We start from the raw sequence: 26,814 nt of genomic DNA, 5'->3' as shown, positions 1-26,814 counted from the left end.
CTCGCTGCTGCCCCCGTTCGAGAAGGTCGAAGCCACGGTCGCCCTGGTGCCGCGAGCAGGAAGGCGGCAGGAGCTCCCAGCCGTGGCTGATGTTCCCAGCGATGACCCCGATGAGACGGCCGCCTGACGGCTTGTTTGGAGCTGCGGTCCCAAAGGAAGTGCTTACAAACACCTTTTTCAGCTTCTGCGCCAAGGCAATCCGTCGCAACCAGGGCCACTCAAGCCAACACATCGAACGCGCCCTCTGCATTCGAAGTAAGCCACGACGGCGGCAGCGCCTCACGGACGGCTGAAGCGCACACTCCAGCCATCCGGGAGGGCATGGCGCTACGCGATCATCACGTGAAGTGCTCCAGCAACCATGATGAACGTCCCGATGGCGGCGGCCAGTCCGCCTACTGCCGCGGCAGGAATTGACGCCGCACCTGCGACTGCCATGATCACGGCCCACCGCAGCGGGAGGCGCTCCGGCTGTCGCTCCACTTCATTTGATCGGCTACTACTGCGTACGCTCGACAAAGGCGTAATCTCCCACTCTGCTGTCCGGCCGAGGATCAGAGCGCCGCTTGTGATGGCTCCCGGCTGGTACCCGGGAGTCATCGCGCTCCTCAACGGTGTTGATCCGGCTGCCCTTTTGGGCTGCGACTCCCACAATGCCTGCGCTCTCCTCGTGGAGGCGAGTAGACTACGAACACGGCTTGATCCGCCTGTGACGCTTACATAGCTAGCTAGCGAGCTCTCACAGGCGGATTAAGGGGTTCAGAACAAAGGGCTCAAACTCGGTGGTCAACTTCTTCGATCTGCTTCCCCTGTCCGCGAGCGAGCTCAAGCGGTTCCACGCGCGCCACGCCAAGCTTCAAAAGATCACCGCTGAAGCCAACCGAGCCTCCACGCGCTTCGCGGAGGTCAGGACGGGCAGGCAGTTGGTGCTTCGCAGCGGCTTCGTCTTTCGCCAAGACCCGGCTGAGGTGTCGGGAGATGCCTCCGACCGGCTTCTGCCTCCATCGGAGCAACGGCCACCGGCCACCCGGCTGGCGTCGCCACGAGGCATCGCCTTGAAGACCTTCCTTACTGCGACCTTCGTTGCACAGTCCCGCACCCCCGGCGAGCGCCCCACGAACACGCTGCCTCTCAACGATCAAGACACGGTCAGCTGGGTTGACCTCTTCGCCACGCCTGCTGTTCGAGGGGGTGGCGTGAAGACCTACGCAAGTATTCGGGACAAGAAGGCACGCCAGCTCCAACACGCCTTGGGCCGCCTCGCTGGCCCCGAGGTGCAACTCGTATATCTGCCGAACGCTTCGAAGGCTGTGGGCAAGTACGAGGGGTTCCTGCTGCTTCATGAACAGGGCACACCGTACGGCGGTGGGGAGAATTCGGATCGCTACACAGTTCCAGGGCAAGACGGGGGAGATCTCCTGCTCACCCTTCCGGCGGGACTGTTCACCAAGGGCTGGATCCATCTCCTGGAAGACAGTGAACTCGCGTTCTTGCTGATGATCGCGTGGCTGCATGCTCGGTTCGGTCATCAGCTGGTCTTTGCACCAAGCGACATCCGCTTGCTCCAGTTCGGACTAGGAAAAGACGCCTACGAAGCTCACCGCATGCTTAATCGCTTCGGCCTCGTGGAGGTCGAGGAGGACGCCGACCGATACTTCGAGGGCGGCAAGATCGCCGGCTATCAGGACGGCCAGCGGCCTAAGCTGCATCGCTTCCGACTGGTGCCCTCAGGGTTCGACGAGCAGGCGACGGAGAAGGTGCGCGACGTGATCGAGCGCAAGCTGGCCTAGGCTCTGCCAGGCTCCTGACACGTGGTCCACGTCTGGTCCACAGACACTGATCAGCGACGTGACAGAGACGGATCACGGTGAGACGGGCCCCGTGTACACCGTATGCCTTCCGCGACTCCGAGACGAAGGCCCACACTGCCGACGGCACGCCGATCGCGCACCAGTGGTGACCCGGCCTCGGGGGACACCGGCCGCGGGCCCGTCACTTTGATCTTGGATACCTCGACACTGGATCTTGAGTTCAGGGAGAGGAGTCCAGGTGGGGACCTATAAGTACTCGGCGGAGTTCCGGGCCGACGCGGTGGCGTTGGCGCGTTCGTCGGGCCGGCCTGTCTCGCGGATCGCCGCCGAGCTGGGTGTGAACCACGAGACGCTGCGGCAGTGGATCAAGACCGCTGAGAACGCCGAGCGGCCCGAGACGGTGGCGGCATCGGTGAAGGAAGCGGAGATCGCGGCCTTGCGCAAGCAGGTGCGCGAGTTGGAGATGGAACGCGACATCCTGCGCCGGGCGGCCAAGTATTTTGCGGGTGAGACGAACTGGTGAGCCGCTTTGAGTTCGTTGCCGACCATCGCGGCGCCTTCGGTGTGAAGCGGCTGTGCACCATGCGCCACCTGGCTCAGGGGCAGCTCGTGGTGATCACCTTCAAGGCTCGTTCCCTCAGGGAACAAGAAGGTCGTTCCTCCAGGGAACAGACGGCGCGTTCCTTGGAGGAACAGCGGGGGCAGCCCTGGTTTCCTCGATGCCCATCCGGCAAAGGCTTTCGGCGAGCCTCACCGCGCGGGATGAGTTCGCTGGTTGCGCAGCTGCCGTCTCAGCCGAAGGACAGCGAACGGCTCCAGGAGAGGGACTCGTCAGAGTCCGGTGACGGGCTGCCCGGTGAGGGCTTGGGCGACCTGCCACAACATTCCGCCCCGTGAAGCCTTCGTGAGCACGACGTCTCCGGGGCGGAGGAGAGAGCCGACGAAGGCCGCGGCGGTCGCGTTGTCGGCGACGATCGCCACGTCTGGCACGCCCGCCGCGCCCGCCGCGAGAGCGAGCTGCTTCGCGAGGTCTCCGCCGACTGCCACGACGAGATCGACGCTGTTCTCGGCGGCCATGCGCCCTACGGCCCTGTGGGCCTCCAGGGCTTCGTCGCCCAGTTCCAGCATTTCCCCGAGCACGGCGATCCTCCGGCCGCCTTCTGCCTCGGTCATGAGGACGCTCCGTTACCCATGAGGGGGGCGAACGTGATGGCTCGGCCCGTGTAGGAGGGCTTGACCCGGCTCAGGGGGACGCAGTCGTTGGTCTGTCCCCACGCGGAGGGGTCGCGGATGAAGATGGTCGGGTCCAACCCGTCCTCGTAACCGCGCGCGATGACGAGATGGCCACCGGTTCGGCCGTCGTTGGGGAACTGCTCGGTCACCGACATGATCAGCGGGGCCTCTTCGAGGCGGGCGACCAGGCTTTCGGCCGCGACTGGCTCGGCGCGGGCAGGAACTCCGAGGTCGGTTGCCAGGTTGGCGATGCCGGCATGCAGTGCTCCACGTGGGGTCAGCACCTCGTGCTTGAGCGCGAGTTTCAGCAGCTCAGTGACCGATGGTGCTTCATGGCCGTAGGCGAGCAGGATCATTCTCAGCGACGCCAGGCCGCACGCCCGGTTGGACCACTCGGTCCTGTCTCCCAGTGCCCACCCTCCGTGGAGATCCCATTCGGCGGGGGCGATGAGCTGTCGGCACATGGGGACGTTGTGGATGTGCGGCACAGCGGCTGGCTCCTACGGTGAGACGGCAGCCTCCCGTGTCGGTGTGGAACTGCTGAACGCGGGAGTGGGCAGGGGGACATCGTAGGGCGGGCGGGCCAGAGCCTCGTGAAGCATCGCCAACACGATGTCTGTGTGAGTGAGCCCGACCATGGCCCCGCCTACGGCGAAGTTGCTGTCGCGCGACATGCCCGGCGTCGTGTTCACTTCCAACGCGTACACCTGGCCGGCCTGGGTGAGCACGAAGTCCACCCGTGCCGAGCCGCGCAGGTCCATCCCGTCCCACAAGGTCGTCGCGTAGCCAGTGGTCTCGGCCAACAGCGCAGGCTTCAGCTCGGCGGCCCTGACCGTCACAGCGCCCTTGGAGTCCGCGTCGAGCTTTGTGTCCGCGTCGTAGAAGTCGGCCTCGGTGACCTCGGTGGCCAGCGGCGGGAAGACGAGGACCTCACCGCTGGGCAGTTCCAGCAGCCCTACGGTGAGCGGTACGCCGGGGACGTAGTCCTCGACGAGAACAGGATCACCCTCGTCGCGGGCGGCGTCGGCCAAGGCCAGAGGAAGGGCTGCCCGATCCCGGACCAGGCTCATGCCCACGCTGGAGCCACCGAAGGGCGGTTTGACCATCACGGCCGTCCCGGCCCAATCCACGGGACCGCCCGACCACACCCACCAGCCGGGGGTGGGGACGCCCAGGCTCTCCATCACTCGCTTGCAGAGAACCTTGTCCGCCGCTACCGCCGATGCCGCGACACCGCTTCCGCAGTACGGCATGCGGATGTAGTCCAGGAGTCCTTGCAGGCGCCCGTCCTCGCCGAACGGGCCGTGAAGGTTCGAGAGGACCGCGTCGTATCCGGCCAGTTCAGGGATGAACGACGGCTCGCAAGGGTCCAGGACCTTCCACCGGACACCGATCTCCTTCAGCGCTCCGGAGAGGGCCGTCACAGAGCGCTGCTCGACGGGGCACTTCGAGTGGTAGAGACGGTCCTCAAGGCTGACGGGTCCGTAGACCAGGGCGACGCCGAGCCCTTGCCGGGCCGGTTGCCACTCGTGGAGTGTGCGGGTGGCCTGCTGCACGGCCTTGCTGGAACTGGCGGTGAGGAAGCGCGTCATGCGAGTACCCCTTCGAAGGTGTGAGTTACGGGGCCGCCGACCCATTGAGTACGTGCCGGCCGGCCAGGGTGGGGGTGTACTGTCAGCGGCTCTCCGGCCTGGTTGTGGACGGTGACGGGGCGCCGGGCGACCAGCCCGCGCAGGGTGGCAATCAGGACGGCCGCCACCGCTCCGCTGCCGCACGACAGCGTTTCGGCCTCCACGCCACGTTCGTAGGTGCGGAGCTTCAGCTCCTGCCTGCCAGCGGCCTGCACGAAGTTGACGTTCGTGCCGAGCGGGGCAAGGTCGGCATGGTTGCGAATCAGGCGGCCAACCGTCACGGTGTCGATGGCGTCCACGTCGTCCACGACCGCGACCACGTGCTCGGTGCCGGTGTACGCGCTGTCGAACCAAGTGGGCTTGCCGTTGATGACCGCCTGCACGCGCCGCGGGTGGATGGCCCCTACTTCGGCCGTGACCCACACGGTGTCATCGCCCACAACTGCCTCGTGCGCCACCCCGGCCATGAGGAGGCGCATCTCTTTGAGGCCGTGGTCTTGGCTTGCCGCCCATGCGGTGCAACGCAGGGCGTTCCCGCACATGGTCGCGGTCGAGCCGTCCGCGTTGAAGCATGCGACTTCGAGCAAGGCGGGGTCCGTGCTGACCAGCCTGCTGATGACGAGGCCGTCAGCGCCCACGCCGGTCCGTCTGGCGCAGAGCTGCTCGGCCGCCTTCGCCCAGTCGTTGTCCCTGCCCGGCGTGGGGTCGGAGAGGAAGACGAAGTCGTTCCCCGCTCCGTGAATCTTGCGAAAGCGCATGGCGAAGCTCCTCGGTCGGGTGAGGTGACGGCCCTTGCGCGCTGGCCAGAAGGGCGAGCGGAATCGGGTGAGTTCGATGGGGCGGTACGTGATCGTCGGCGCCGCCATCAGCCACGGAGGGTGCCCGTCGAAGAACAGGACCCGGTGGGCCGCGGTGCCGGCCGACCGTATGTCCGCGACCCGTAGGAACAGGCCATCGCGGTACACGTAGTCGCCGATCTTGACGTCACTCGGGGACCGGAGATCAGCTCTGGTGCCGAGTGGGGCGGGCAGGGGAGTCGGTTCGGTGGAGTGGCAGCGCTCGTACATCAGCCTCTCCAGATGGCCAGCAGTAGCGCTCCGCCCACGGCCACGAGGCTCACCACGTATGCGAGTTGCTCTCCGCGCGGACTCACGTGGCACTGATCAAGTGGTCTTGAACGCGCTCGCGTACGGAGGGAATGCCGATCTCGGCTAGGGGCACCCAGGCCGCTGCGCCAGTCTCGATCACGGCCGGGAAGACGGCTCCCGAGTGGGCGCGATAGAGGTAGCGGAAGCCGACCCTGATGCGAGGGCCGTACTCGCGCGGGGCCCTGGTGACGTCGACCAGGAAGGGGCCCTCGGATCCGGGCTCGGTCCATACGTCGCGGATGCCGACTTCTTCGGCCAGCAATCGCAAGGCCGCGCCGCTCAGCGAGTCGTCCTGGGTCTCGGGCGCCGTCTCGGCGAGGCAGTAGCCGCCCTTGTGTCGCAGGGACAGAACCCTGTTGAGCTGGTCAACGACGACCGCTCCCGCCATCACGAGGGGGCAGCGGCCATGGTGAAGACAGGCCCGACGCTTCGCGTGATCGCACGCTGCGTCATACAAGGGCATGAGCGCCATGGCCTCGGCCGGGTGCTCGTGCAAGTAGTGCGCGAGTTCCTTCACGATCTGGTCGCCTCGAACGCTCACGGGGCACCGAGCCCGTTGCGCTGGGTGTAGATCCACAGGAGGCGCCGCGTGAGATGGGCTGCGTCTCGGAGGTAGATGAAGGCGCCGAACGAGGGGGTCTCCGCGGTCGGGCGGCTCGTGTAGTCGACGAGCTTGCGCCCCCGGTGGAGGAGCTCGTGCACATCCTCGTCCTCAGCCGCTCCCAAGTCCTCATTGAGCAGCTGGTTGAGATGTCCAAGGATCATCGGCGTGGCTCCATCCATGTCCTCGCGGGTGGAGGTGGACATCGGCATGGAGAGGATCAGGTCTGTGCTTTCGGAGATTGTCTCTACGTCGACCGGCTGAACTTCGGTTTCAGCGAGGTCGGTTGCTGTCGATTCCTTGCCCGTACTTGCCACAGTGATCACCGCTTCGCCCCTCTGGAGCACGATTTAGGCAGTGCTGCAAAGCTAGGAAAGGCGATGGGCGGGGCTCCATGAGTGTGCCGGAACTTGCCATGCATTCACCCCAGAGATTCGATGGTAGCCGTAATGATTTGCCTTGCTGCCGCGCCGTAGACGGCGAGTTCCTTCAACTCGGCGAACGTCTGGGCATACATGGCAAGTTCGTGATCCTGTACGACGGTGAGATGTGCAGAGACCAGCTCGACGTTCACGGTGTGGTCGTCGTACAGGAAGAATCCCTCGACGGGCCAGAGGGTGCGATCGACGTCCTGCGGAATGATTCCGATGCTCACCGAGGGCAGCGCCATGACGCTGAGCAAGTATCCCAACTGCCCTGCCAGGACTTCCGCTCCGCCAATGCGGTAACGGAGCGCGCTCTCCTCCAAGAGGATGGCGAACGTGTGGTTCCCGTAGACGATGTTCTGCTTCTCCACGCGGACCTTCACGGCCGCCGGCACATCGTCCTTGAGGCCGCGGCGGTCGCGGATGGAGGTCAGAAGGGCTGTGATGTACGACGCCGTCTGCACTGGGCCAGGGATGAGCCACGGTGAGTAGATGCGAAAGCGCTGGGTGCGTTCCCACAAGGGGAGGACCGACTCCTGGGCCAACTTGAGCCCGTCGCGCTCCATCCTTCGCCACTCGACGTACATGCCCTCGATTCCGCGGGCCGTCGAGATGAGATCTTCGGCTTTGCCTTCCGCCTCGCAGGCGGAGCACCAAGCGCGAAGGTCGCGCTCCGAGGGCGCACGGGTGCCGCTCTCGAAGCGCGAAGCCTTCGACTCGTGCCAGCCGCAGCGTCTGGCCAGTTCCCGCTTGCTTATTCCGGCCGTACCCCGGATCTCAGCCAGACGTTTCCCGAGCGCCCTGCGGGCTTCCTGAACGCTCGAAGATGGAGAGGTCATGTCGTCACGACGGTGTCGTTCGAACTGTCAGGACAACTCGAACTCTGCGTGTGGCGTTGCCCGTTTCCACACGGCCGCAAAGGCGGCCTCGCAGAGCTCCGCCACCTCGGGGGCTTCCGTGAGTTCCATCTCCATGTTCTCGCCCTCGCCGTCAAAGTGATTCAGGAGGACGAGGCTGGAGTCGAACAGCCAGAAGTCGTTGCCGGGGAGCGCGATGTCCGTTGCCTGGCGGCGCGAGAGCCAGCGAACGTCTTCCCCCGCGGCGATGTTCAGCCTGTCCGTGACAGCGTGCTCGAAGCGGATGTACTCGCTGACGGGCGTCGACACGATGCGTGCCCTGCGGACCTCGACGCCTCGGGAGGCCGCTTCCGTGACGATCGCGTGCCAGTCCGCCCAGCGCTCGGCCGGGTCGAGCGTCTTGCCGGCCTTCCAGTCGATGAAGGCCAGGTCCGACTTCATGTAGGCATCGCGCATCTCCAGATGGACGGCTGTCCTACGGCAGTCGCGAAACAGATCCTCAAACGTCGGGACCTTCTTCACCCGTCACCTCCAAGAAGAACTGCACCATGGTTCGGGGGATCTCCACCACCGACTCATGACTGGGGAGGTCCATCTGGTCGAGGCGCTCCTTGTCGAGGACGGTGACGCCCTGGACGAGGTACTTGTTCGTCACATCGTCCAGGTAGATCGTGGGGGAACCGCCACTGGGGCTGTCGGGGTCCTTACCCAGCTTGATCAGGGCCATGATGTCCACCTCCGCTGAAGGCAACGATCGATGTGCCAGAGCTTGCCCCCAACTCATGCCCCAGACGAGGAACTTGCCAGAACTTGCCAGCCGGGCGGTGCTGATGGGGAGCAGGCTGGCGTGGATCCGCCCTTTGGCGGCCGGATTGGCACGAGTGCGGTCGTGGTCAGCGCCGCCGTGCGGGCGGTGGCTGCGGCGCCGGAGTCGGTGTCGAAGCGGGCGCGGAGGCAGCGGGGCGTTGTGTGGTGTTACGCGCCTTGGCTGCCTGTGGACCGGGTGCGTGCCGTTGGCCGAGGCGTTCGATGCGCCAGGTCAGGACTTGTGCGGGGCGGCGGGCGTCGTCCAGCGCTCGCTGGTCGGTGGCCTGCTGGAAGAGCTGCTTGGGGTCGTGGCCTGCCTTCTCGGCGTCCGCGAGCACGGCGGTGAGTGCGTCGAAGGCCGGGTCCTCCAGGACCTGTTCCGCGTGGTCGTGCACGGTCTGCCGGATGAGGAGGATGTGCCGCTCTACTGTCTGCTGGGGAGGCCGGCGCTGGGCTCGTACGGCCAGCGGTGTGGCAGCTGTCTGCTCGTAGGCGGCTTGGAGGTGGAGCAGGGTCTGGTGGGCTGCAGCCACCTGCTGGTCGTGGCGGCGGAGCTGGTGCCATCGCGCGGCGGCGATGACGACGAGGATCGCGGCGTCGAGGAACATCGCCAGCAGAGCCCCGTCCTTGGAGGCGGGTTCGCGGACCATGGCCCGTACGGCGCCGCGCAGGGCGCGGGCGTGCTGGTGCTCGGCCTGGATGCGGGAGCGGGTGGCCCGCTCGAACGCCTCTGCTGCCTCACGGAGTTGGGGACGAACGCCCTGGGGTGCGAGGAGGGGCAGGATGTCGAGGGCTTCGCCGAAGGCGGCCATGTGGGCCTGGGCAGCCCCGTCGTCTGCCTGGTCGAGGTGGTGGGGGATGCGTTCCGTGGCGGCGGTGGCCTGGTGCCAAGGGTTCGCCCGGCGCGGTCCCTGCGGCTGTTTCGTGGCGTCGAGGCGCTTCTGGATCTTAGGGAAGGACAGGTCGGGGGAGAGTTCGGACCCGGAGAACCAGACGGGCTCCTGCATGCCGTTGGTGTTCCCTGCGAGGGCGACGGTGTAGCCGCGTACGTCGCCGGAGGGGAAGCGCACGACTTCGACGAGGACGCCGTCCGTGTGTTCCAGCAGGCTGACGAACTCCTCCATGCTGGTGGCGGCGGCCACGGCGGTGCGCACAGTGGTGCGCAGGTGTTCGCGGGCGGTGCGGTCGTGGCCGGCGCGCTTGGCCTTTTCCTGCTCGGCGCGGGTGGGCCGCTTGGCGGCGGTGCGGTCCCCGCGTACGACCTGGTGGAGCCCGTATTCCTTCTCGATGGCGGCGAGTTCGCGGTCGGCGGTGAGGTAGTCGTTCCAGTGGCGGGCGGTGCGCAGATCGGCTCGGACCTTGGTGGCGGCGATGTGGATGTGGTCGGGTGCGTGGCGCACGGCGACCCAGCGGCAGCCGTCCAGATCGCCTTCCGGGGCGATGCCGGTGGCGGCGACGACCCGGCGGGCGATGTCGCCCCAGTCCTCGTCGCTGAGGTGACGGTCGGTCTCGGCGGCCCGGATCGAGCAGTGCCACACATGCCGCTCGGGAGCCCGGCCGTGGTGGCGGGCCTGCTTGACGTGCAGGTCGAGGTCGGCGACGAGGAGCTTCTTGGTGGCGTCGAAGTCACCAACGGTGCGGCCGGGGTCGGGGGCGAAGCCGTCCCAGGAGGCGACGATGTGGGGGTCGATGTGGTCCTTGGCCTTCTTGGTGTCGTACAGGTAGCGGATGAGGCCGGCGGTGCTCTTGCCGCCGCTGATCTTCGCGATCATCGGGCCGCCTTGGGGCTGACGGCCTGGTTTGCGGCTGCCGCGATGTGGCCGACGGCGCTGCCGACGGCGTTCAGGGTCCGGTCGGTCTGGGCGAGCAGAGCGCTGTCCCCAGGATGGGGATGGCCGCCGGAGTTGAGCTTCTTGGCGATCTGGTTGACGTTGTCGCCGATCTTGGTGACTTGCTTGCGGAGGGCGTTGAGTTCGTCGATGTAGTCGTCCAGCTCGGTGCGCTGGCCGGGCAGGGTGAGGTCGCCGTGGACGTGGGCCAGGGCGACGACGGCGACGTAGTGGGCGCCGCTGACGTTCAATGACCGGGCCTTGGCATGGATGGCTGCCTTCTCCTCGCTGCTGTAGCGGGCGTCGACACGTCCTTCGCGTCGGCCGGTGGGGTCGGGCTTGCGGCGGCGGGCGACGCGGTGCAGGGCGGCGACTTCGGCGGCACGCGGCAGCGGCACATCAGCGGTGGCGGGATCGGCGTCGGCGGGCTGTTCCCCCTCGGGCACCCCCTGGTGCCCGAGTGCCTCCGCCACCCCCGGGGCGGAGGCATCGCCGATGTGGCCGTCCTTGGACGGTCCAGCGGCATACCTTGCTGCGCTGTTGAGGTCGGTGGTCATCTCCTGCTGAGGGATGGGGAGGTCGCGGTGCTGGTCGTGCATGGATCGTTCTCCGTGGGGTGCTGGTCTCAGGTGCCTCGCTGTGCCCGGCCCCGCGTCTCCGCGCTCTCTGCACGGAGACACGGGGCGAGCCGGAGGAGGCGATCGACGTGATCGCCGGAGCGGGGTGGTCGACGTGGTCGCAGGGTCAGGCGGCGCCGACGGGGGCCGTGCCGAGTTCCGTCTCCTGCTGGGAGGCGGCTTGGTTGAGTTCGGCCTGGAGGATGTTCTTCAGCCTGTCCGCCTCTGTCCTGCCGATGGTCAGGTCCTGACTGCGGAAGGTGTCTTCGATTTGGCGGCGCGAGGCGAGGCCGTAGCGCCCCAGCGGCGCAGTACGTGCGATGGCGAGTCGTTCCGGGGAGACCTTGCTGGCCTCCTGGTCCTGAGATTCGACGGAGGGGTGAGGCCCCTCGGCCACGCTGGAGGTGTCCGAAGCCACGTCGGTGGAATCCCGAGCCAAGTCGCCGGAGGCGTGAGCCACGTCGGCAGCGGTTGGCTCCGGGGCATCGGGAGCGTCGGAAATCGGGACAGTGGGCTTGGCGCCGTCGGTGTCGTTGTGGCTAAGCCCGACGAGGTTGTGGCTCGCGGTGTCGCCTGGCGCCAGGGGGAGGGGAGCGGGCTGGCGCCGGATGACGATGTAGAGGTGGACGGCGCCGGCCAGAGCGAGCGGGGCGATGGCGGACAGGGCGCCGACGGTGAGGTCGTCGAGTCGCAGGCCGTCGTCGCGGCGGGACTGCTGGTTGAGGCGGACTGCATGAAGGGCGTTGGCCCAGATGCTCGTCACGGTGGCCGCACCGACGAGCGCCCACACGTATACGCGGGAGCGCGTCGGGGCGGTACGGAGCATGAGCAGGGCGCCGACCCCGATGGCGATGAACCCGTCGATCACGAGTGGGAAGGCGTAGGTGAGCGGTCCGCGGATGTGGATGGCGACGGCCATCTGCCGCAGGGAGTCATAGGAGAGGGCGAAGGCGAAGGCTGCGAGCAGGGCGATGCCTGCGCGGATCGCGGTGGTGCCCGATATGGCGGTGGGGGAGGTCAAGCGGAGGTACTCCAGGTGGGGTTGGGCGGCGGCCACCCGGCAGGGTGGCGAGCGCGGGGTGGCCGCCGTGCGGCGTGGTGACTCGTACCACTCGTTACATGCCTGGTCAGGGCAGGTACGAGAGAAATGGCGATGACGAGACGACTCGTTGCGGGCTGACCACTCGTACCCGCGCTGACCTGCGTGGATACGAGTGGTACGAGACAAGTCGGGTCAGGCTGCGGTGCCGGGGGCAGGCTCGGCTGCATCCTCAGGTTGTGGGCAGTAGCGGGTCCAGGCGTCGAGGAACTGGTTGCGCGCGAAGCCCTTGGCCTGGGCGCTGTCGGGGAACCGGCGCGTGCTGGAGCCGATGCCGTAGTCCTTCAGCAGCTCCTGCAAGCCCCGTGCGGTTAGGCCCGTGGCGCCGTACTCGGCCCATGGAGCTTCGGCGTCCTCGTTGAGGTAGTCGAGCAGGGTGCGTGTCCGCAGGGCGGGTGGGTCGCTGTGGAAGGCGAAGGCCCGGCGGATGTCGATGAGGATGCGGGTCTTGAGGCCGCTGTCCTCGTCCTGCCCGGCCTCGTACGCGGCCATGGAGCGGCAGGCGGCGCGGGCGAGCGCGGGCCAGTCGCCTCCGGCGAGGTCCGCCACGATCACCAGCGGTTCCCAGGTGTCGGCCGCGCGGTCCTCGACCGGCATGGACGGCTCCATGGCCACCGCCTGCGCGTACAGCGGCGTCAACCAGGCGGCGAGTCGGTCGCGGATCGCGTTCAGGGCGGGGGTGTCGCGGCCGACGCGGAAGGAGGCCACCTTCTCGCCCCCTGCCCGGCGGCGCATTCGTATGACCACGGACCGGTCCATGATCGTGTCCGGCAGGTCGCCGATCCCGGCCAGCGCGGCCATGGCGAAGGTGGGGAACGCCACTGGCTTGTGCTCGGGACCAGTGACTCGCAGGGTGGGCCGGTTGCGCTGGTGCCCGGCATTGAGCAGGCCGCGCAGTTCCTCGTTCTTCTCCGCCATCTTGGCGGTACCGAAGAGGGTGTCGGCCTCGTCCAGCAAGAGCGTCGGCGGGTCCTCGTCGGTGATCGAGCGGAAGATCGCCGCAGGGCTGGCGTTCATCGTGATCAGCCGGTTGTGCACGGTCTCGGTCACCATGTCCAGCAGTCGCGACTTACCGCACCGCTTGGCCGGACCGACCACCGCCAGACGAGGCGCGTGCTGCCAGGCGGGCTGCAGGTGCGTCGCCGCGATCCACAGCGTCACCGCCGTGAGGGCCTCCTCACTCGGCATGACGACGTACCGCTTGATCTGCGCCCGCAGGTCAGCCAGGATCTGCGCGCCCTCGGGCAGCGGCTCTGCCGCAGGCACATCGTCGCGGTTCCCGTCGGTGGGAGGTGCGGCGGGGATGGCGACGGCGGGCGGCAAGTCGGGCGACGAGGATGAGGCGGGGGCGGTGGAGGACGTAGGTTCGTCCACGGGCGTTCCTTTCTGGTGAGCCGGACGGGCAAGGTCCGGACGCACCGGTCCGATCGGTCAGGCAAGGGCGATGAGGCAGGGACTCCTGCGGCTCCCGGCGCTGGCTCGTCGGGAGCCGCTTCCCTGTCCCGAGATGGGTCTCAGACGGCGAGGCCGTACGTGGTCTGGGCGTTCAGCCAGGTGTCGACCTCGTGCCAGCGGTAGCGCAGGTGACGACCGACCTTGTGCACGTTGGGGCCGATGCCCCGGTACTTCCACTGGTAGAGCGTCTTCACCGGCACCCCGAGGTAGTCCGCGACCTCCGCAGGGGTGGCCAGCGGGCCGCGCGGGGCAGCCGCAGCGGTGGCAGGGGCGTTGGTGTTGTGGGGAGAGGTCTTCGGCACAGGGCTCCTTTTCGGTCTTGAACAACGGGCTTGGACAACACAGCCACACCCCCCGGAGAAAAGTCCAGAGTTAGCTCTGAAACTCGGTATTAATTCCCTCGGTGTGGCCGGGGGAGACCAAACAGTAAGGGTGGATCCCCGGTTGCCGAAATCGCTCCCGCAGCACCGATATTTTTCTGAGGCGCAGCGACCGGCAGAGGTGCCGGAATCCGGTACCCCAGCAGCTCAGAGGCGGCGCATCGTAGTCAGAAGTGATGCGACCAGCGTGCCGGATATTGAGGTTGATACTTGCTCAAATCGCCCATCTTGGAAACGTTTAGGGAACGTAGCACGGCCTCTCAACGGAAACCGCTCGTGATGTGCTGGAATTCGATGAGACGAACACCACTTTGACTCCGGACGGCTTTTCTGGAGTTTAAGAACTAACTCTTGCCATGGCAGCCGGCTGCAAGTTACAGCTATCTGTCATGCCCAACCGACCTGTCGAAATAGGCCCCGCTGGCCTCCACACCGCCCGCGCCATCGAGCACCTACGCCTCGCGCGTGGCCTGACCCAGCACCAACTCGCGGCCCGCTGCACCGCACTGGGCCGCCCGATGGCCAACACCGCCCTCAGCCGCACCGAACGCGCCCGCCGCCGCTGCGACATCGACGACCTCGTCGCCATCGCCACCGCGCTCGGCGTTTCTCCCACGACCCCGCTCCTGCCGCTCCCTTCGGCGTCCGGTGATGACCGGAGGGGGTGCTAGTTGGCGCGCGTCTGGATCGAGGACCGCATAGCGCACGCGGCGTACGTACGGGCCGTCGCGGAAGCCAAGGGGGCGAGCCGTACGCCACCGGGGCGGTATCGCGTGCGCTGGTACGACCCCGACGGCAAGCCGAAGATGAAGACCTTCACCCGCAAGGTCGACGCCGAGGCCGAGCGGACGAGGATGGAGTCGCGTCTCAACGACGGCTCCTACCGCGATCCCGCAGCCGCGCGGGTGAAGTTCGCCGAGGTGGCGGAGTCCTGGCTGGCGGCGCAGCTCCACCTCAAGCGTTCAACCCGGGCTCGCTACCGCGGTGTTCTCGACGTCCACGTGATCCCCAAGTGGGGCACCACGCCACTGGACCGCATCCACTTCGAGGACATCGCCGAGTGGCTCGCGGACCTCATGTCCGGCGAGGCGACCGGCGGCAGGAAGCTCAGCCCCCGGTCGGTCCGCAAGGCGTACGTCGTCCTCAGCCGCGTTCTCGGCTACGCGGTCAAGGCCCGTCGTCTGGCGGTCAACCCGGCTGTCGGCGTGCCCCTGCCGAAGGTGATGCCGGCTGACCACGTGTACCTCGACGACATGCAGGTCGACGCGCTGGCCAACGCGTCAGGCGCCTACCGGGTGTTCATCCTGCTGCTGGCCTACACCGGCCTGCGCTGGGGCGAGGCGTCCGCGCTGAAGGTGGGCCGCGTGGACCTGGATGCCTGCCGGGCCCACATCGTCGAGGCGTACGCCGAGGACAACGGCAAGCTCTACCTCGACACCCCCAAGAACCACGAGCGCCGGTCGGTACCGATCCCGCGGTTCCTGGCCGAGGAGTTGAAGCCGCACGTCCAGGGGCGGGAAGATGAGGAGTTGCTCTTCACCGCCCCTCAGGGCGGCCCGCTGCGGGCTCGCAACTTCCGGCAGCGGTTCTTCGCACCGGCGGTCGTGAAGGCCGGGCTGGGGCACCTCAAGGTCACCCCGCACAAACTGCGGCACACGGCAGCCTCGCTCGCCATTGCCAGCGGCGCGGACGTCAACGTCGTACAGACGATGCTGGGCCACAAGTCCGCGACGCTGACCCTGGACACGTACGGGCATCTCTTCCCGGACCGTCTGGACGAGGTCTCGAAGAAGATGCACAAGCGCCGGGCCAAGCAACTGGCCAAGGCGAAGGCCAAGCTGGAGAGGGCGGAGAGGAAGGCTCGCGGGGCCGCCGAGATGGTGGCGGCCCTGGAGGAAGGTGCCGTGTGATGTGTGCCTGATCCGTGCCGGGGTGCTGTAACCAGGGAGCCGCCCCACCGCGCTGATGCGGTGGGGCGGCTCCCTGCGTCTCCCCCGGATCAGGTCAGCCGTGCGGTCGGTGGTTTTCCTGCCGGGCTCGGTCGATCGCGGCAGCGGCTGCATCTCCGGCCAGCCGCTCGATCTCCTCGGGTACCTCCCGCTCGTCGAGGACGAAGAGCCTTCCACCGACGAGGCGGGTGGTCGCCCTCCAGCCGAGACGCCGTCCCGCCTCCCTGGCTGCACGCCGAACGTCCTTGAGCTCGCCCATCTCCGCAAGATCGTCAACGCCAAGGATCAGCTGGCCGCAGTAGCCCTCGTACTCCGGCTTCAGAGCGGCCCGCATCAGCGACTCAAGCCGCTCGACCAGCTTCTCGTACCGGCGCCGGGCCAGCTCGTCGTTCCCGGGCATCTCGCACAGCTCCCCACCTCTGCCCGCAGCCGCATGTGTGCCATATGTGTGCTGCGAGGACGAAGGCCCTCCCGTCCGTCGGACGAAAGGGCCTCTGACCAGGTGTTTCTCTGTGCCCCCGGCAGGATTCGAACCTGCGACACCCGCTTTAGGAGAGCGGTGCTCTATCCCCTGAGCTACGGAGGCGGGGGCCTGTGGCACCTCGGGGGAGGCCCAGTGCGTGGGTCCTCGGTCTCGGTGTACAAGCCCGCTGGTCAGCGGGGCCTGCGGATGCTCGCGCCGGTTTTCCGGGCGGGCATTGCGTGTGGCCTGGCCGCTGACGTGAACAGCGTAGCGGATGGGTGTGGAGCGGCGGGGCGCGGTACGGGGGCTTCCGCCGTTCCGGGGCGGCTGAGCTGCGTTGCCGCGTGGCCAAGAGGCCGGGGTGAGGCTTTGCGGCTCATGGGTCTGCGGGCTGCGGGCTGCGGGCCCCGGGTCTGCGGCTATCCGGCTATCCGGCTATCCGGGCCTCGTGCTCTGCGGACTGCCGGACTTTGGCACCTTGCGGGGAGCTCAAACCGGCGCGTCGGTTTCCGGGGCCCTCGGCCCCTCCTCGGGTGCGGGAGGGGCCTGGCGGCGGATGGTTCAGATGTGGCCGGTGGCGGTGGCCGTCGGCTTTTCCAGGAGGCAGGTGAAGACCGACTTGCCGTCCTGGACTCCCGTTACCTTGACCCGGGTCGAGGAAGGCGCGGGCAGGACTTCTGCCTGGATCAGGCACGGGGAGGTGAGCTCCGCGTACCTCTGGAAACCGATCAGGCCGGCGGCCGGGACGAAGGGGGCGGGGCCCGTCAGGACCGTCGCTGCCTGGCGGGCTGCCTCCAGCAGCAGCATGCCGGGGATGTGGTCGTTCGGGCGCTGGAACAGGGTCGGGTGGCTGGTGTCGGCGCGCAGCAACCACTCCTGCGGGCCCTCACCCGGGCTGAGCATCACGTCTGCGAGGCCGTCCCTGCCCACGAGCGTGGGGGAGAGGGCCGGCCCCGGCCGGACGGGGGTCCCCGGCGGCAGCGCCCCGTTGCGCAGTCGGCGGTAGACCCGGGGGTCGGTGAAGCGGGCGCGGGCACCCCCGGTGGCCACGACGGCGCCGGCCCGCCGCAGCGCCCATTCGCAGCGCAGCCTGCTCGGCCGTCCGGCGCTGTACTGGATCTCCGGGACGAATACGTCGAGCTCCATCGTGGCCATGCCCGCGGCCACCCGCAGAAGTTCGGGGCGGCAGGAGAACTCCAGGTCGGACAGCATGAAATGGTGACCGAGGGGGACGCCGACCCCGGCGTGACTCACCACGTTCGACGACTGCCGCATGGTCTCCACGAGCAGCAGCGGGTCGTAGGTGCCGTCAGAGGTCGGCGGGTAGAAGGGGTGGTCGTGGGGGAGGCGTACCTGCAAGCGGAAGTGCTGGGACCCCAGTTGCGTCCAGGCGTGGACGAAGGTGTCCGCCGGGCGCGTGCGATGCGTCAGCGCCATGGGCGCGGGGACGTATCTGCTGCTCGGACCGGCATCCGTGACGCGTTTATGGGCAGGACGAACCGCTGTAGTCATGAGGCCCCCCTCGGGATCGGTGTGGTTGCGCCTGTTTCAGCCGCACCCCGCCTCTGTAAGATACAGACCAAGCGGTTTTCTTAAAAGTGATCCGGGGAAGAAGTAATCACGCCGTTTCGAGGGGGCGCTCCATGCGGGGTGCGGGGCGGGGGTTCGCGCTGCCTGGCGTCACCCGGAGGCGCGGGTTCCGGCGGCGGTGCGTCCGCCGGACTGGAGCCACGTCGCAGAGCGCGTTGTCACAGGGTGCGTACGGCCAGGCGGGGCCCGAGGAGGAGGGCGTCGACCTCAACAGCGTCTGTTCTCGGCCATGTTCAGGCCCGGCGTCCTGGCCGAGGTCGGCCTCTGGGGGAGCGCGGACGACGCGGCGACGCTCGATTCGACGAGCGGTACGGCCCGGTGGCGTGCGCGGCGGTATGTCCCAAAGGTGCGGCACGGCGGTACGCCCCAAAGGTGCGCGCGGCGGAATGCCTCACGCCGGTGCGTCGCGGACGTACGCCGCCGAGGCGAGCCGGGTGGGCGGGTGCCCGGGTTGTCCCGGCGGCGGGAGCGGGAGTGCGCGGCACCCGGGGCCGGGAGAGGCGCGGGCCCGGGCCGACGCCCGCGCCCTCGGGCCGCCCGGGCCCTCGGGTCAACGCCCGCGCCCCTTGGGCGAACCGTCGCCTACTCCGCCGCCGCGCCCTCAAACGCCTCGATCTCCGCGAAGACCACCGCGCCCCGGTCGACGGGGTAGTCGAGCGCGGCCAGCACCGACGGCACGACGGCGGCGGGCAGCAGATAGCGCAGCAGGGACCTGGCGCGCTCGGAGAGGTCCGCGTAGTTGGTGAGCGTTTCCGACATCGCCTGGACGCCGGCGAACGAACCGACCAGGATGTCCGAGGCCTCGGCGATGTCCACGTGCGGCAGGAGCTCGCCCTGGTCCTTCGCGGCGGTGAGGATCTTCCGGCAGACCTCGCCGAACTCCCGGAAGGGGCCGGTGCGGTCGAGGCCGTACGCGTGCGGGTCGAGGGTCAGCCGGACGGAGGCGCGGACCAGGGGGTCGGTCTGCAACCGGTGCGCGTGCACCATCACCGCGTCGACCAACTCCTGGACTTTGCTGGGCCGGGCGGGAAGACTCCACGCCTGTCCCTGTTCGGCGAGCACACCGTGCGCGAGCTCTTCCTTGGAGCCGAAGTGGAAGTACAAGGCCCCCTTCGTCACGCCGGCCTCCTTGAGGATCTGGGTGATCGTCGCGGCCTGGTACCCGTTCTCCTCGAAGACCCGCGCCGCCGCGGCGATGATCGTCTGCCGCGTTCGAATCGCCCTGTCCTGCTTGGCCATACCGACTCCTCTGCCCCCCGAAGCTTGCTGTTACGTCCGCAGAGCGCCCACCCTTGACTCCGCAGGGAAACCGTCCAGTCTGTATTTTACACGGTAACGGTATGTTCTTGACCGCCCCGTACCCGTACCGGGCGGAGTGACGGGAAACGATGATGATTCTGGTAACAGGTGCGACCGGCACGGTCGGTCGCGAGGTGGTCGGCCAACTCTCCGGCCGTGAACAGCTGCGCGTCATGGCCCGCGATCCCCGGCGCGTCACGTGCGCCGGCGCGTCCGACGAGATCGTCGCGGGTGACTACGCGGACCAGGAGTCCCTGGTGCGCGCCCTGCGCGGCGTGCGTGCGGCGTTCGTCGTCACCACCCGTGTCGGCGGCGGGGACGACGCCGCGTTCGTGACGGCGGCCCGGGCCGCCGGTGTACGTCATCTGGTCAAGCTTTCGGCCGCCGCGGTCCGTGATCCGCTCGCCGACGACTTCATCACCACGTGGCAGCGCGACGCGGAGGACACCATCCGTGCCTCCGGGCTCGACTGGACGTTTCTGCGTCCCCGGTCCTTCATGTCCAACACTCTCTCCTGGGCGCCGACGATCCGGGCGGAGGGTGTCGTCCGGGCCTTGTACGGTAATGCCCCCAACGCCAGTGTTGACCCCCGCGACATCGCGCGGGCGGCGGCGGTGGCCCTCACCGAGCCCGGGCACGAAGGCCGGGCCTACACCCTGACCGGCCCCGACGCCCTCAGCGCCGCCCAGCAGACGAAGCAGCTCGCCGAGGTCCTGGGAAGGCCCGTCGCATTCGAGGAACTGGGCCCGGACCGGGCGCGGGAGCTCTGGGCGAGCCGTTATCCCGGCCCGGTCGTCGAGGCCCTGCTGCACAGTGCCGAGCGTCAACTGGCCGGAGCCAAGCGGGAGGTGGACGACACGGTGCACCGGCTGACGGGCCGTCCGGCGACCTCGTACGCGACCTGGGCACGGGACCACGCCGACGCGTTCGCGCCCCAGGACGCGCCCCAGGACGTGCCCCGGGACGCACACTAGGACGCGCCAGCCGGGCCGGGCCGGGCCGAGCCGTCGGCTACGGGCGTACGCGCAGGGGCACGTGCAGGTCGACGCGCGTGCCCTGCCCGGGGGTGCTGACCAGGGTGAAGCGGCCTCCCAGGTCCTCCACCCGCTCCGCGGCGCTCCGCAGCCCGTGCCCCTGCTCGCGCGAGGGCGCGGTGGTCACGAAGCCGACCCCGTCGTCCGTGACGCTGACGTGCGTCCATTGACGCGTGACGCGACTGGTGACGGTGATCGTGCGCGCTTGTGCGTGGGCGAAGCAATTGCGCAGGCATTCGCGTACGGCGAGGAAGAGTTCGCGCCGCCAGGCATCGGGCACCAGGCTCTCGTTGCCCGTGGCGCTGAAGGTGACCTGGACGCTGCCGGGTGCGGCCTGCGCGGCGAAGGCCTCGACGGCCTCCCGCAGCGGCGGCACGGCCGTCTCCTCGCGCAGGCCGGTGATCAGATCGCGGGTGTGGCCGAGCGCCGAGCGGACGCTGGCCGCGACGACCGTGAGATGCCCGGTCGGGTCCTTGGTGTGGCCCGTCTCCATGGTGAGGTGGTGCAGCGCCAGGGACAGATGGGTGCCGAGCTCGTCGTGCATCTCCTGGGCCAGCCTGCGCCGTTCACGCCACACCGCGTCGTGGGCGCCCGGGGTGCCGGCCGATGCCGCGCTGTGCCGCCGAAGGGCCTCCCCGAGCGACTGGACCAGCGCGGACATGTGGGACCCGGTCGCCGCCGGGCCGGAGCGCGCGAGAGTGTGCTGGACGGCGCATTCGATCAGCAGGGTGCCGACGGCCGCGGTCAGCGACGGGGCGAGGGAAGGCAGGCCCGGGCCGAGCGGGGCGGGCGAGACGGCCCGGCCGCCCGCGATCTCCCGGGCGTCCGCGAGAACGCGCCGGGCATACGCCAGACAGGCGGCGCGCGCGGCCGGACTGTCCGGATCGAGGACGTGGCCCGGCTCGGCCAGGGTCAGCAGCCGTTCCTCGAAGCGGCGCAGGATGGCGCCGGCCTCGGGCAGCGTCGGAACTCCGGGGGTGCCGTCGCGGGGCGGGGCGGAGTGGACGTCCCGGACCGGACCGGCCGGGCGGTGCGCGGCCTCCGCGCGTCTTCGCGTGCCGCGTGCGGCGCCGCCGTGCGGAGAGGCCGTACGGCTCAGGCCGTCCTGGAGGGCGGCGGCGAAACCCTGGCCTACGACGGCCTCCAGCAGCCCGAGGCCGGGCTGACCGGCCGGCCGGGTGGATGTGTCCATGGATCAGCCTCGCTCGTGTGCTGACGGAGTGCTGCGGCCCGGCGGTCGGTCCGGATTGCCGGGTGGCCGCCGAAGCAGGGCTCGAAGCGGCAATGAAAGTAACAAACCGTCCGGACTGTTTGTCAAGGGATTTCGTACTGTCGCACCCCTGGGGCAGGGGGATACCGGGGCAGACGGGGACAGCGAGGGAGGCATGCGGGATGCGGGAGAGGGTGGTGCGGCCCCCTGGCCGGGCTGGCTTGAACCCTTCGGTTGGTTTCGTGGCCACCCGCGGGACACCTCCGGCCGGGTTCGGGCCATGCCACGGCCCGGCGTCGGCCACGGGGGTGCGAATGTCGGCCACGGAGCCCTCGGCGTGGGCCCCGGGAGGTTCGGCGCCGACCACGTAGGCCAGGGCGTAGGCGCTGAGGGTGCGGGCGCCCAGACGTGGAGGGGCGGCACCGGCCACATAGGCCAGGGCGCAGGCCCGGGAGGTTCGGCCACCGCTCGCGTAGGCCAGCGCATCACCCTGGCGGCCAGGACGTCGCCCGGGCGGCCAGGGCATCGACCCAGGCGGACAGCGCGTCGGCCCGGGCGGTCCGGTCAGAGTGTTGCCTCGTGCGGGTCGGCGGGGGCGCTGCGGGCCGGGGCGGGCCCGAACTGGCGGGGGACCGACGCCAGTTGGTCGAGGACGGCGTCGGTCCCGTTGGGGTCGGTGCTCGCCTGGGCCCCGGGGGTGGCCACGGCGCTGAGCAGCTGCCGCCAGAACCCCGCGAGCGAAGAGCGCGAGAGCCACGCGCTGTTGCGCCAGCTGAGCACTTCCAGACCGGTGGTGGTGGCCACCACGGTCGTCACCAGCGCCTCCTGGCTGGCCTCGGGCCTGAGTGAGCCCTCGTCCGCGGCGAGACCGGCCAGCTGCTGGACGCAACTCTGCCACTGCTGAAGGAGGTTGAGACCGGAACGCAGGTCGGCGTTGCAGTTGAGCCGGTAGCCGGCCCGTACGACGACATCGTCGTTCAGCAGGTACGCGAAGCTGTGCGACATGTCGATCATGGCCTGAAGCGAGTTGTCCTGACTCTGCGAGGCCTGCCGCGCGGCGCGGCGCAGGGCCCGGATGGCGACGTCCTCCACCGCGCCGGACACGGCGGCCTTGGTCTCGAAATGGAACGTCAGCGCCCCCCGGCTGACGCCCGCACCCGCACTGATCTCGGTGAGCCCTGCCTTCAGGTAGCCGCGCTCTTCGAACAGTCTGGCGGCGGAGTGGATGAGGGCGGCGCGGGTACGGGTGGCCCGCTCCTGTTTGGTCACAAGTGGCTCCCGATGCCGTCTTGTTCCGTGGACCGGCGTGTCCGGTCTCGGCGCTTGGGCGGCTCTCCCCGGGCGAGCTGCGTGTAAATATCAAACCAACACCCCGGTATTTCTTCCACCGTCAGATCCTAGTTGTCCGGATTGTGACCCGGCTTATGTGCGTGTCGCTCGGCCCCAGCAGGGGCCGGAACAGCGCAGGTGGGGCCCACAGGGCTCATCCCCACCTTGCACGAGTGGCCGATTCCCGCCTTCGATCAGGCGCTCCATGGAGAGTCGTGCGACGCCTGGCGGCACTCGGTTGACCCTTTGACAAACCGGCATTCCGGTTTGTAATCTCGGGCCACCTACTCGCTAGGCGCGCTCAGCGTGGACATGGGGGAGATCAGATGTCTCGGTCGTCAACGGAGGTACTCGCGCCCGCGGGGTCCCGTCCGCACGGTTTCCGGGAGGTCCCGGTGCGGCAGGTGGCCTCGGCCGTTTTCCCGGCGGAGCGCGCCGTGCCGACGGGGCGGGCGGATCCGGGAATCCACCCGCGCCGCGAGGCCCTGTCCGTGCTCGTGGTGGAGAGCGAGACCCGCGCCGCCGATTCACTGGTGCAGGGGTTGCGCCGCCAGGGTTATCAGGCCGACAGCGTCGCGACCGGAGCCAAGGCGCTCCAGGCCTACCGGAGCGCGGATCTGGTGGTCCTCGACCTCGATCTGCCCGACATCGACGGCCTTGAGGTCTGCCGCAGCATCCGTGCCATGTCCGACACCCCGGTCATCGCGCTCACGGCGCGCAACTCCGAACTCGACCGGGTGCTCGGCCTCCAGGCCGGCGCCGACGACTACATGGTCAAGCCGTACGGTTTCCGGGAGCTGGTGGCCCGGATGGAGGCCGTCATGCGCAGGGTCAGACCGCAGCAGATCCTCGAACAGGTCATCACGCACGGCCCGTTGCGCATAGACGCCGGCACCCGCGAGGTCCTGCTCGACGGGCAGCCCGTCGAGATGACCCGCAAGGAGTTCGACCTGCTGCATCTGCTCGCCTGCCAGCCGGAGACGGTCATCTCGCGCAAGCAGGTGATGACCCAGGTCTGGGACGACTCCTGGTCACGTCCGGGGCGCACCATCGACACCCATGTCAGCAGCCTGCGCAACAAGCTCGGGTCGAGCACCTGGATCATCACCGTCCGTGGCGTGGGGTTCCGCCTCGGACACCCGTGAGGTCCCGAGCGCCCGCACCGTCACACATCACGCCCGCCCTCGCGGGCCCGGGGGGAGAAACAGTCATGCTCAGGTCCGAACTGGAGAAGGTACGCCCCGAGTCGGGGACCCGCGAGGAGATGGTTGGTCCGCCGCTTCCCGCGCTTCCCTACGTACTGTCCGCCCCGACGCCGGAGGCGCTGCGCTCCCGCGCCGGTCAACTGGCCGCTGAGGGACGGCCGTTCGGCCCGGACCTGGCCCGCTCGCTGGCTGCGGCCCCAGCCCGCCACGAACAACACCGCGCCGTTGTGGTGGCGGCGGGGCGGGACGAGCTGGTGTCGGGCCTCGCGTCGGTCGCGGGGTCGGAGGGAACAGGCCGGTCTGTTTTTCGGGGGCGTACGGCCTTCCTGTTCACCGGGCAGGGATCCCAGCGGGCCGGCATGGGGCGCGAGCTGTACGGGACCTTTCCGGCCTACGCGCTGGCCTTCGACGAGGTGTGCGCGGCAGTCGGGCCGGTCGGCGGGCGCGACCTGAGGGACGCGGTGTTCGGCCAGGACGAGAGCCTGCTCGGCCGGACGGAGTACACACAGCCGGCGATCTTCGCGCTCGAAGTGGCGCTGTTCCGTCTGGTCGAGTCGTGGGGTGTGCGCCCGGACGTACTGGCCGGGCACTCCATCGGGGAGATCGCGGCGGCCCACGCGGCCGGGGTGATGTCCATCGAGGACGCCGCGCGGCTGGTGGCGGCCCGTGGGCGGTTGATGCAGGCCCTGCCGTCGGGTGGGGTGATGGTGGCGGCGATGGCTTCCGAGGGGGAGGTCGAGCCGCTGCTCGCGGGGTACGAGGACCGCGTCGGGATCGGGGCGGTCAACGGGCCGAGGGCCGTGGTGGTCTCCGGGGCGGCCGACGGGGTCGGTGAGATCGTGTCCGCGCTGACGCGGCAGGGGATCAAGACGCGGGCGCTGAAGGTGTCGCACGCGTTCCATTCGCCGCTCATGGCGCCGATCGTGGACGAGTACCGCTCCGTGGCGGGTGGATTGACGTACACACCGGGACGCGTTCCGATCGTGTCCACCGTCACCGGGGCGGTCGCGGATGTGGCGGATCCGGAGTACTGGGTGCGGCACGTCCCGGCCACGGTGCGGTTCCATGACGCCGTCACTGCCCTGGGGCGGAGCGGGGTCACCACGTTCGTGGAGTTGGGGCCCGACGCGATCTGTACGGCGATGGGCAAGGCGTGCGGGGTGGGGGAGGACACCGTGTTCGTCCCGGCGCTGCGTCGCGGCCGCGCCGAGGTCAGGACGGTGGTGGCGGCTCTGGGCGAGTTCTACGTCCGGGGTGGCGCGGTCGACTGGGACGGGTTCTTCGACGGCATGACGATCCCCGACGGACGTGTGTCCGTCTGAGCCCGCCAGGGTTGCGGCGTCGGGTCGCCGGGTCGCCGGGTCGTCGGGTCGCGGCGTCGGGCCCGCTGACACGTCGGTACGTCTGAACAGGCGTGCCGCGAGCCCGAGTTGACCAAGCTCTGTATCCGGTGGCGTTGACCCCTGAAGTTCCGCGCGGTCAGGATGCCTCCAGGTTTCGACCCTCAGGAGAAGTGACTTATCGTGCGCAAGGTGCTCATCGCCAACCGAGGCGAAATCGCTGTCCGTGTTGCCCGGGCCTGCCGGGATGCCGGGATCGCGAGCGTTGCCGTTTACGCCGATCCGGACCGGGACGCTCTGCATGTCCGGGCAGCGGACGAGGCATTCGCCCTGGGCGGTGACACCCCGGCGGCCAGTTATCTGGACATCGCCAAGGTGCTCGCGGCCGCGGCCGACTCGGGGGCCGACGCGGTCCATCCGGGATACGGATTCCTTTCCGAGAACGCCGAGTTCGCCCAGGCGGTCCTGGACGCGGGCCTGACCTGGATCGGCCCGCCCCCGCAGGCCATCCGGGACCTGGGGGACAAGGTCGCGGCCCGCCACATCGCCCAGCGCGCCGGCGCCCCCCTGGTCGCGGGCACCCCCGACCCCGTATCGGGCTCGGACGAAGTCGTCGCGTTCGCCCGCGAGCACGGCCTGCCCATCGCGATCAAAGCGGCCTTCGGCGGCGGCGGACGCGGCCTGAAGGTCGCCCGCACCCTGGAAGAAGTCCCCGAGCTGTACGACTCCGCGGTGCGCGAGGCGGTCGCCGCGTTCGGGCGCGGTGAGTGCTTCGTGGAGCGCTACCTCGACAAGCCCCGGCACGTGGAGACCCAGTGCCTGGCCGACACCCACGGCAACGTGGTCGTCGTGTCCACCCGGGACTGCTCGCTCCAGCGCCGCCACCAGAAACTGGTCGAGGAGGCCCCGGCACCGTTTCTGAGCGAGGCGCAGAACGCGCAGCTGTACGCGGCGTCCAAGGCGATCCTGCGTGAGGCGGGGTATGTCGGCGCGGGCACGGTGGAGTTCCTGGTCGGCGCGGACGGCACGATCTCCTTTTTGGAGGTCAACACCCGCCTCCAGGTCGAGCACCCGGTCACCGAGGAAGTCACCGGTATCGACCTGGTGCGGGAGATGTTCCGTATCGCCGACGGCGAGGAACTGGGCTACGACGACCCGGTCATGCGCGGGCACTCCTTCGAGTTCCGGATCAACGGCGAGGACCCGGGCCGTGGTTTCCTGCCCGCGCCGGGCACCGTGACGCTGTTCGCGCCGCCCTCGGGGCCCGGTGTGCGACTGGACGCGGGCGTGGAGTCCGGCTCCGTCATCGGCCCCGCCTGGGACTCCATGCTCGCCAAACTGATCGTGACCGGCGCGACCCGTGAGCAGGCGTTGCAGCGGGCGGCGCGGGCGCTGGCGGAGTTCACGGTCGAGGGCATGGCCACCGCCCTCCCCTTCCACCGCAAGGTGGTCACCGACCCCGCCTTCACCGCGGAGCCCTTCACCATCCACACCCGGTGGAT

At 69.0% G+C, this 26,814-nt stretch carries 27 protein-coding genes and 1 tRNA gene; 8 read left to right on the top strand and 20 right to left on the bottom strand.

From position 1 onward, the window contains the following. The first annotated feature begins 782 nt into the window (after positions 1-782). Both ACFYM2_RS00140 and ACFYM2_RS00135 read left to right on the top strand, forming a co-directional pair. Positions 783-1,790 carry a hypothetical protein gene (locus ACFYM2_RS00140; RefSeq protein ID WP_388832038.1) on the top strand — a complete coding sequence of 336 codons (1,008 nt, stop codon included), beginning with the start codon at positions 783-785 and terminating at the stop codon, positions 1,788-1,790. Between the two features lie 259 nt (positions 1,791-2,049). Next, positions 2,050-2,334 carry a transposase gene (locus ACFYM2_RS00135; RefSeq protein ID WP_388832036.1) on the top strand — a complete coding sequence of 95 codons (285 nt, stop codon included), beginning with the start codon at positions 2,050-2,052 and terminating at the stop codon, positions 2,332-2,334. Between the two features lie 308 nt (positions 2,335-2,642). On the opposite strand, the gene ACFYM2_RS00130 is transcribed toward ACFYM2_RS00135, so the two are convergent. From ACFYM2_RS00130 to ACFYM2_RS00065, 14 genes are all read right to left on the bottom strand, one after another. Beyond that, positions 2,643-2,984, bottom strand: a complete 342-nt coding sequence (locus ACFYM2_RS00130; RefSeq protein WP_388832032.1) for a glutamate ligase domain-containing protein — start codon at positions 2,982-2,984, stop codon at positions 2,643-2,645. Beyond that, positions 2,981-3,532, bottom strand: coding sequence for a C39 family peptidase (locus ACFYM2_RS00125; protein ID WP_388832029.1), 552 nt, complete (start codon positions 3,530-3,532; stop codon positions 2,981-2,983). Before ACFYM2_RS00125 ends, ACFYM2_RS00130 begins: the two co-directional genes overlap by 4 nt. 12 nt (positions 3,533-3,544) lie before the next feature. After that, positions 3,545-4,636, bottom strand: a complete 1,092-nt coding sequence (locus ACFYM2_RS00120) for an ATP-grasp domain-containing protein (protein WP_388832026.1) — start codon at positions 4,634-4,636, stop codon at positions 3,545-3,547. Beyond that, entirely contained in the window at positions 4,633-5,742 is a 1,110-nt protein-coding gene (gene dapF / locus ACFYM2_RS00115; protein ID WP_388832023.1) for a diaminopimelate epimerase, read from the bottom strand. Before dapF ends, ACFYM2_RS00120 begins: the two co-directional genes overlap by 4 nt. An 82-nt stretch (positions 5,743-5,824) precedes the next feature. Beyond that, a complete protein-coding gene (locus ACFYM2_RS00110) occupies positions 5,825-6,364 on the bottom strand; it encodes an NUDIX domain-containing protein (protein ID WP_388832020.1) in 540 nt (179 codons plus the stop codon). Beyond that, a complete protein-coding gene (locus ACFYM2_RS00105) occupies positions 6,361-6,630 on the bottom strand; it encodes a hypothetical protein (RefSeq protein ID WP_388832017.1) in 270 nt (89 codons plus the stop codon). Before ACFYM2_RS00105 ends, ACFYM2_RS00110 begins: the two co-directional genes overlap by 4 nt. Positions 6,631-6,845: 215 nt before the next feature. Further along, positions 6,846-7,688 (bottom strand): helix-turn-helix domain-containing protein, encoded by an 843-nt coding sequence (locus ACFYM2_RS00100; RefSeq protein ID WP_388832014.1) that lies wholly within the window; start codon positions 7,686-7,688, stop codon positions 6,846-6,848. Positions 7,689-7,715: 27 nt separating this feature from the next. Continuing rightward, positions 7,716-8,228, bottom strand: a complete 513-nt coding sequence (locus ACFYM2_RS00095) for a DUF6879 family protein (RefSeq protein ID WP_388832012.1) — start codon at positions 8,226-8,228, stop codon at positions 7,716-7,718. After that, positions 8,206-8,433: a hypothetical protein gene (locus ACFYM2_RS00090; protein ID WP_188276832.1), complete on the bottom strand. Its 228-nt coding sequence runs from the start codon at positions 8,431-8,433 to the stop codon at positions 8,206-8,208. The genes ACFYM2_RS00095 and ACFYM2_RS00090 overlap by 23 nt, the downstream gene beginning before the upstream one ends. A gap of 166 nt (positions 8,434-8,599) precedes the next feature. Further along, positions 8,600-10,285: a relaxase/mobilization nuclease domain-containing protein gene (locus tag ACFYM2_RS00085; protein ID WP_388832009.1), complete on the bottom strand. Its 1,686-nt coding sequence runs from the start codon at positions 10,283-10,285 to the stop codon at positions 8,600-8,602. Beyond that, positions 10,282-10,941 carry a plasmid mobilization relaxosome protein MobC gene (gene mobC, locus ACFYM2_RS00080; protein ID WP_388832006.1) on the bottom strand — a complete coding sequence of 220 codons (660 nt, stop codon included), beginning with the start codon at positions 10,939-10,941 and terminating at the stop codon, positions 10,282-10,284. Before mobC ends, ACFYM2_RS00085 begins: the two co-directional genes overlap by 4 nt. Before the next feature lie 145 nt (positions 10,942-11,086). Beyond that, positions 11,087-11,980 carry a DUF2637 domain-containing protein gene (locus tag ACFYM2_RS00075; protein WP_388832003.1) on the bottom strand — a complete coding sequence of 298 codons (894 nt, stop codon included), beginning with the start codon at positions 11,978-11,980 and terminating at the stop codon, positions 11,087-11,089. A 213-nt stretch (positions 11,981-12,193) separates the two neighbouring features. Further along, positions 12,194-13,432 (bottom strand): DUF3631 domain-containing protein, encoded by a 1,239-nt coding sequence (locus ACFYM2_RS00070; RefSeq protein WP_388832000.1) that lies wholly within the window; start codon positions 13,430-13,432, stop codon positions 12,194-12,196. 140 nt (positions 13,433-13,572) lie between these two features. After that, positions 13,573-13,815, bottom strand: a complete 243-nt coding sequence (locus tag ACFYM2_RS00065; RefSeq protein WP_388831997.1) for a helix-turn-helix transcriptional regulator — start codon at positions 13,813-13,815, stop codon at positions 13,573-13,575. Positions 13,816-14,282: 467 nt separating this feature from the next. On the opposite strand from ACFYM2_RS00065, the gene ACFYM2_RS00060 reads away from it, so the two are divergent. Together ACFYM2_RS00060 and ACFYM2_RS00055 are read left to right on the top strand one after the other, a co-directional pair. Next, positions 14,283-14,564 (top strand): helix-turn-helix domain-containing protein, encoded by a 282-nt coding sequence (locus ACFYM2_RS00060; RefSeq protein WP_388831994.1) that lies wholly within the window; start codon positions 14,283-14,285, stop codon positions 14,562-14,564. Then, on the top strand, positions 14,565-15,803 hold the full coding sequence (locus ACFYM2_RS00055) for a tyrosine-type recombinase/integrase (protein WP_388831992.1): 1,239 nt from the start codon (positions 14,565-14,567) through the stop codon (positions 15,801-15,803). A gap of 94 nt (positions 15,804-15,897) precedes the next feature. Here ACFYM2_RS00055 and ACFYM2_RS00050 read toward each other — a convergent pair whose 3' ends face one another. The 4 genes from ACFYM2_RS00050 to ACFYM2_RS00035 form a co-directional block, all read right to left on the bottom strand. Beyond that, positions 15,898-16,242 (bottom strand): hypothetical protein, encoded by a 345-nt coding sequence (locus ACFYM2_RS00050; RefSeq protein ID WP_388831989.1) that lies wholly within the window; start codon positions 16,240-16,242, stop codon positions 15,898-15,900. A gap of 113 nt (positions 16,243-16,355) precedes the next feature. Then, a tRNA-Arg gene (locus tag ACFYM2_RS00045) sits at positions 16,356-16,428 on the bottom strand. 438 nt (positions 16,429-16,866) lie between these two features. Further along, the gene (locus ACFYM2_RS00040) at positions 16,867-17,742 is read right to left on the bottom strand and encodes a ScbA/BarX family gamma-butyrolactone biosynthesis protein (RefSeq protein WP_388831986.1); all 876 of its coding nucleotides are present in this window, start codon (positions 17,740-17,742) and stop codon (positions 16,867-16,869) included. A 735-nt stretch (positions 17,743-18,477) separates the two neighbouring features. Continuing rightward, positions 18,478-19,134, bottom strand: coding sequence for a ScbR family autoregulator-binding transcription factor (locus ACFYM2_RS00035; protein ID WP_388831983.1), 657 nt, complete (start codon positions 19,132-19,134; stop codon positions 18,478-18,480). A gap of 152 nt (positions 19,135-19,286) precedes the next feature. Here ACFYM2_RS00035 and ACFYM2_RS00030 point away from each other — a divergent pair, with 152 nt between their 5' ends. Beyond that, a complete protein-coding gene (locus tag ACFYM2_RS00030; RefSeq protein ID WP_359008321.1) occupies positions 19,287-20,168 on the top strand; it encodes an NAD(P)H-binding protein in 882 nt (293 codons plus the stop codon). Positions 20,169-20,205: 37 nt separating this feature from the next. Here the strand turns inward: ACFYM2_RS00030 and ACFYM2_RS00025 are convergent, their stop codons facing one another. Together ACFYM2_RS00025 and ACFYM2_RS00020 are read right to left on the bottom strand one after the other, a co-directional pair. Further along, on the bottom strand, positions 20,206-21,420 hold the full coding sequence (locus ACFYM2_RS00025; protein WP_359008310.1) for an ATP-binding protein: 1,215 nt from the start codon (positions 21,418-21,420) through the stop codon (positions 20,206-20,208). Between the two features lie 582 nt (positions 21,421-22,002). Then, complete coding sequence (locus ACFYM2_RS00020) at positions 22,003-22,707, bottom strand: ScbR family autoregulator-binding transcription factor (RefSeq protein WP_388831979.1); 705 nt, start codon at positions 22,705-22,707, stop codon at positions 22,003-22,005. Positions 22,708-23,204: 497 nt separating this feature from the next. On the opposite strand from ACFYM2_RS00020, the gene ACFYM2_RS00015 reads away from it, so the two are divergent. From ACFYM2_RS00015 to ACFYM2_RS00005, 3 genes are all read left to right on the top strand, one after another. Beyond that, positions 23,205-23,912 (top strand): response regulator transcription factor, encoded by a 708-nt coding sequence (locus ACFYM2_RS00015; RefSeq protein ID WP_388831976.1) that lies wholly within the window; start codon positions 23,205-23,207, stop codon positions 23,910-23,912. Between the two features lie 65 nt (positions 23,913-23,977). Next, entirely contained in the window at positions 23,978-25,294 is a 1,317-nt protein-coding gene (locus ACFYM2_RS00010) for an acyltransferase domain-containing protein (RefSeq protein WP_359008315.1), read from the top strand. A 201-nt stretch (positions 25,295-25,495) separates the two neighbouring features. Beyond that, on the top strand, positions 25,496-26,814 hold a 1,319-nt coding region (locus ACFYM2_RS00005; RefSeq protein WP_388831973.1), incomplete at its 3' end, for an acetyl/propionyl/methylcrotonyl-CoA carboxylase subunit alpha.

It is taken from the genome of Streptomyces sp. NPDC006711 (assembly GCF_042869775.1).
Lineage (GTDB): Bacteria > Actinomycetota > Actinomycetes > Streptomycetales > Streptomycetaceae > Streptomyces.
This window is presented reverse-complemented; position numbering and strand designations above follow the sequence as displayed.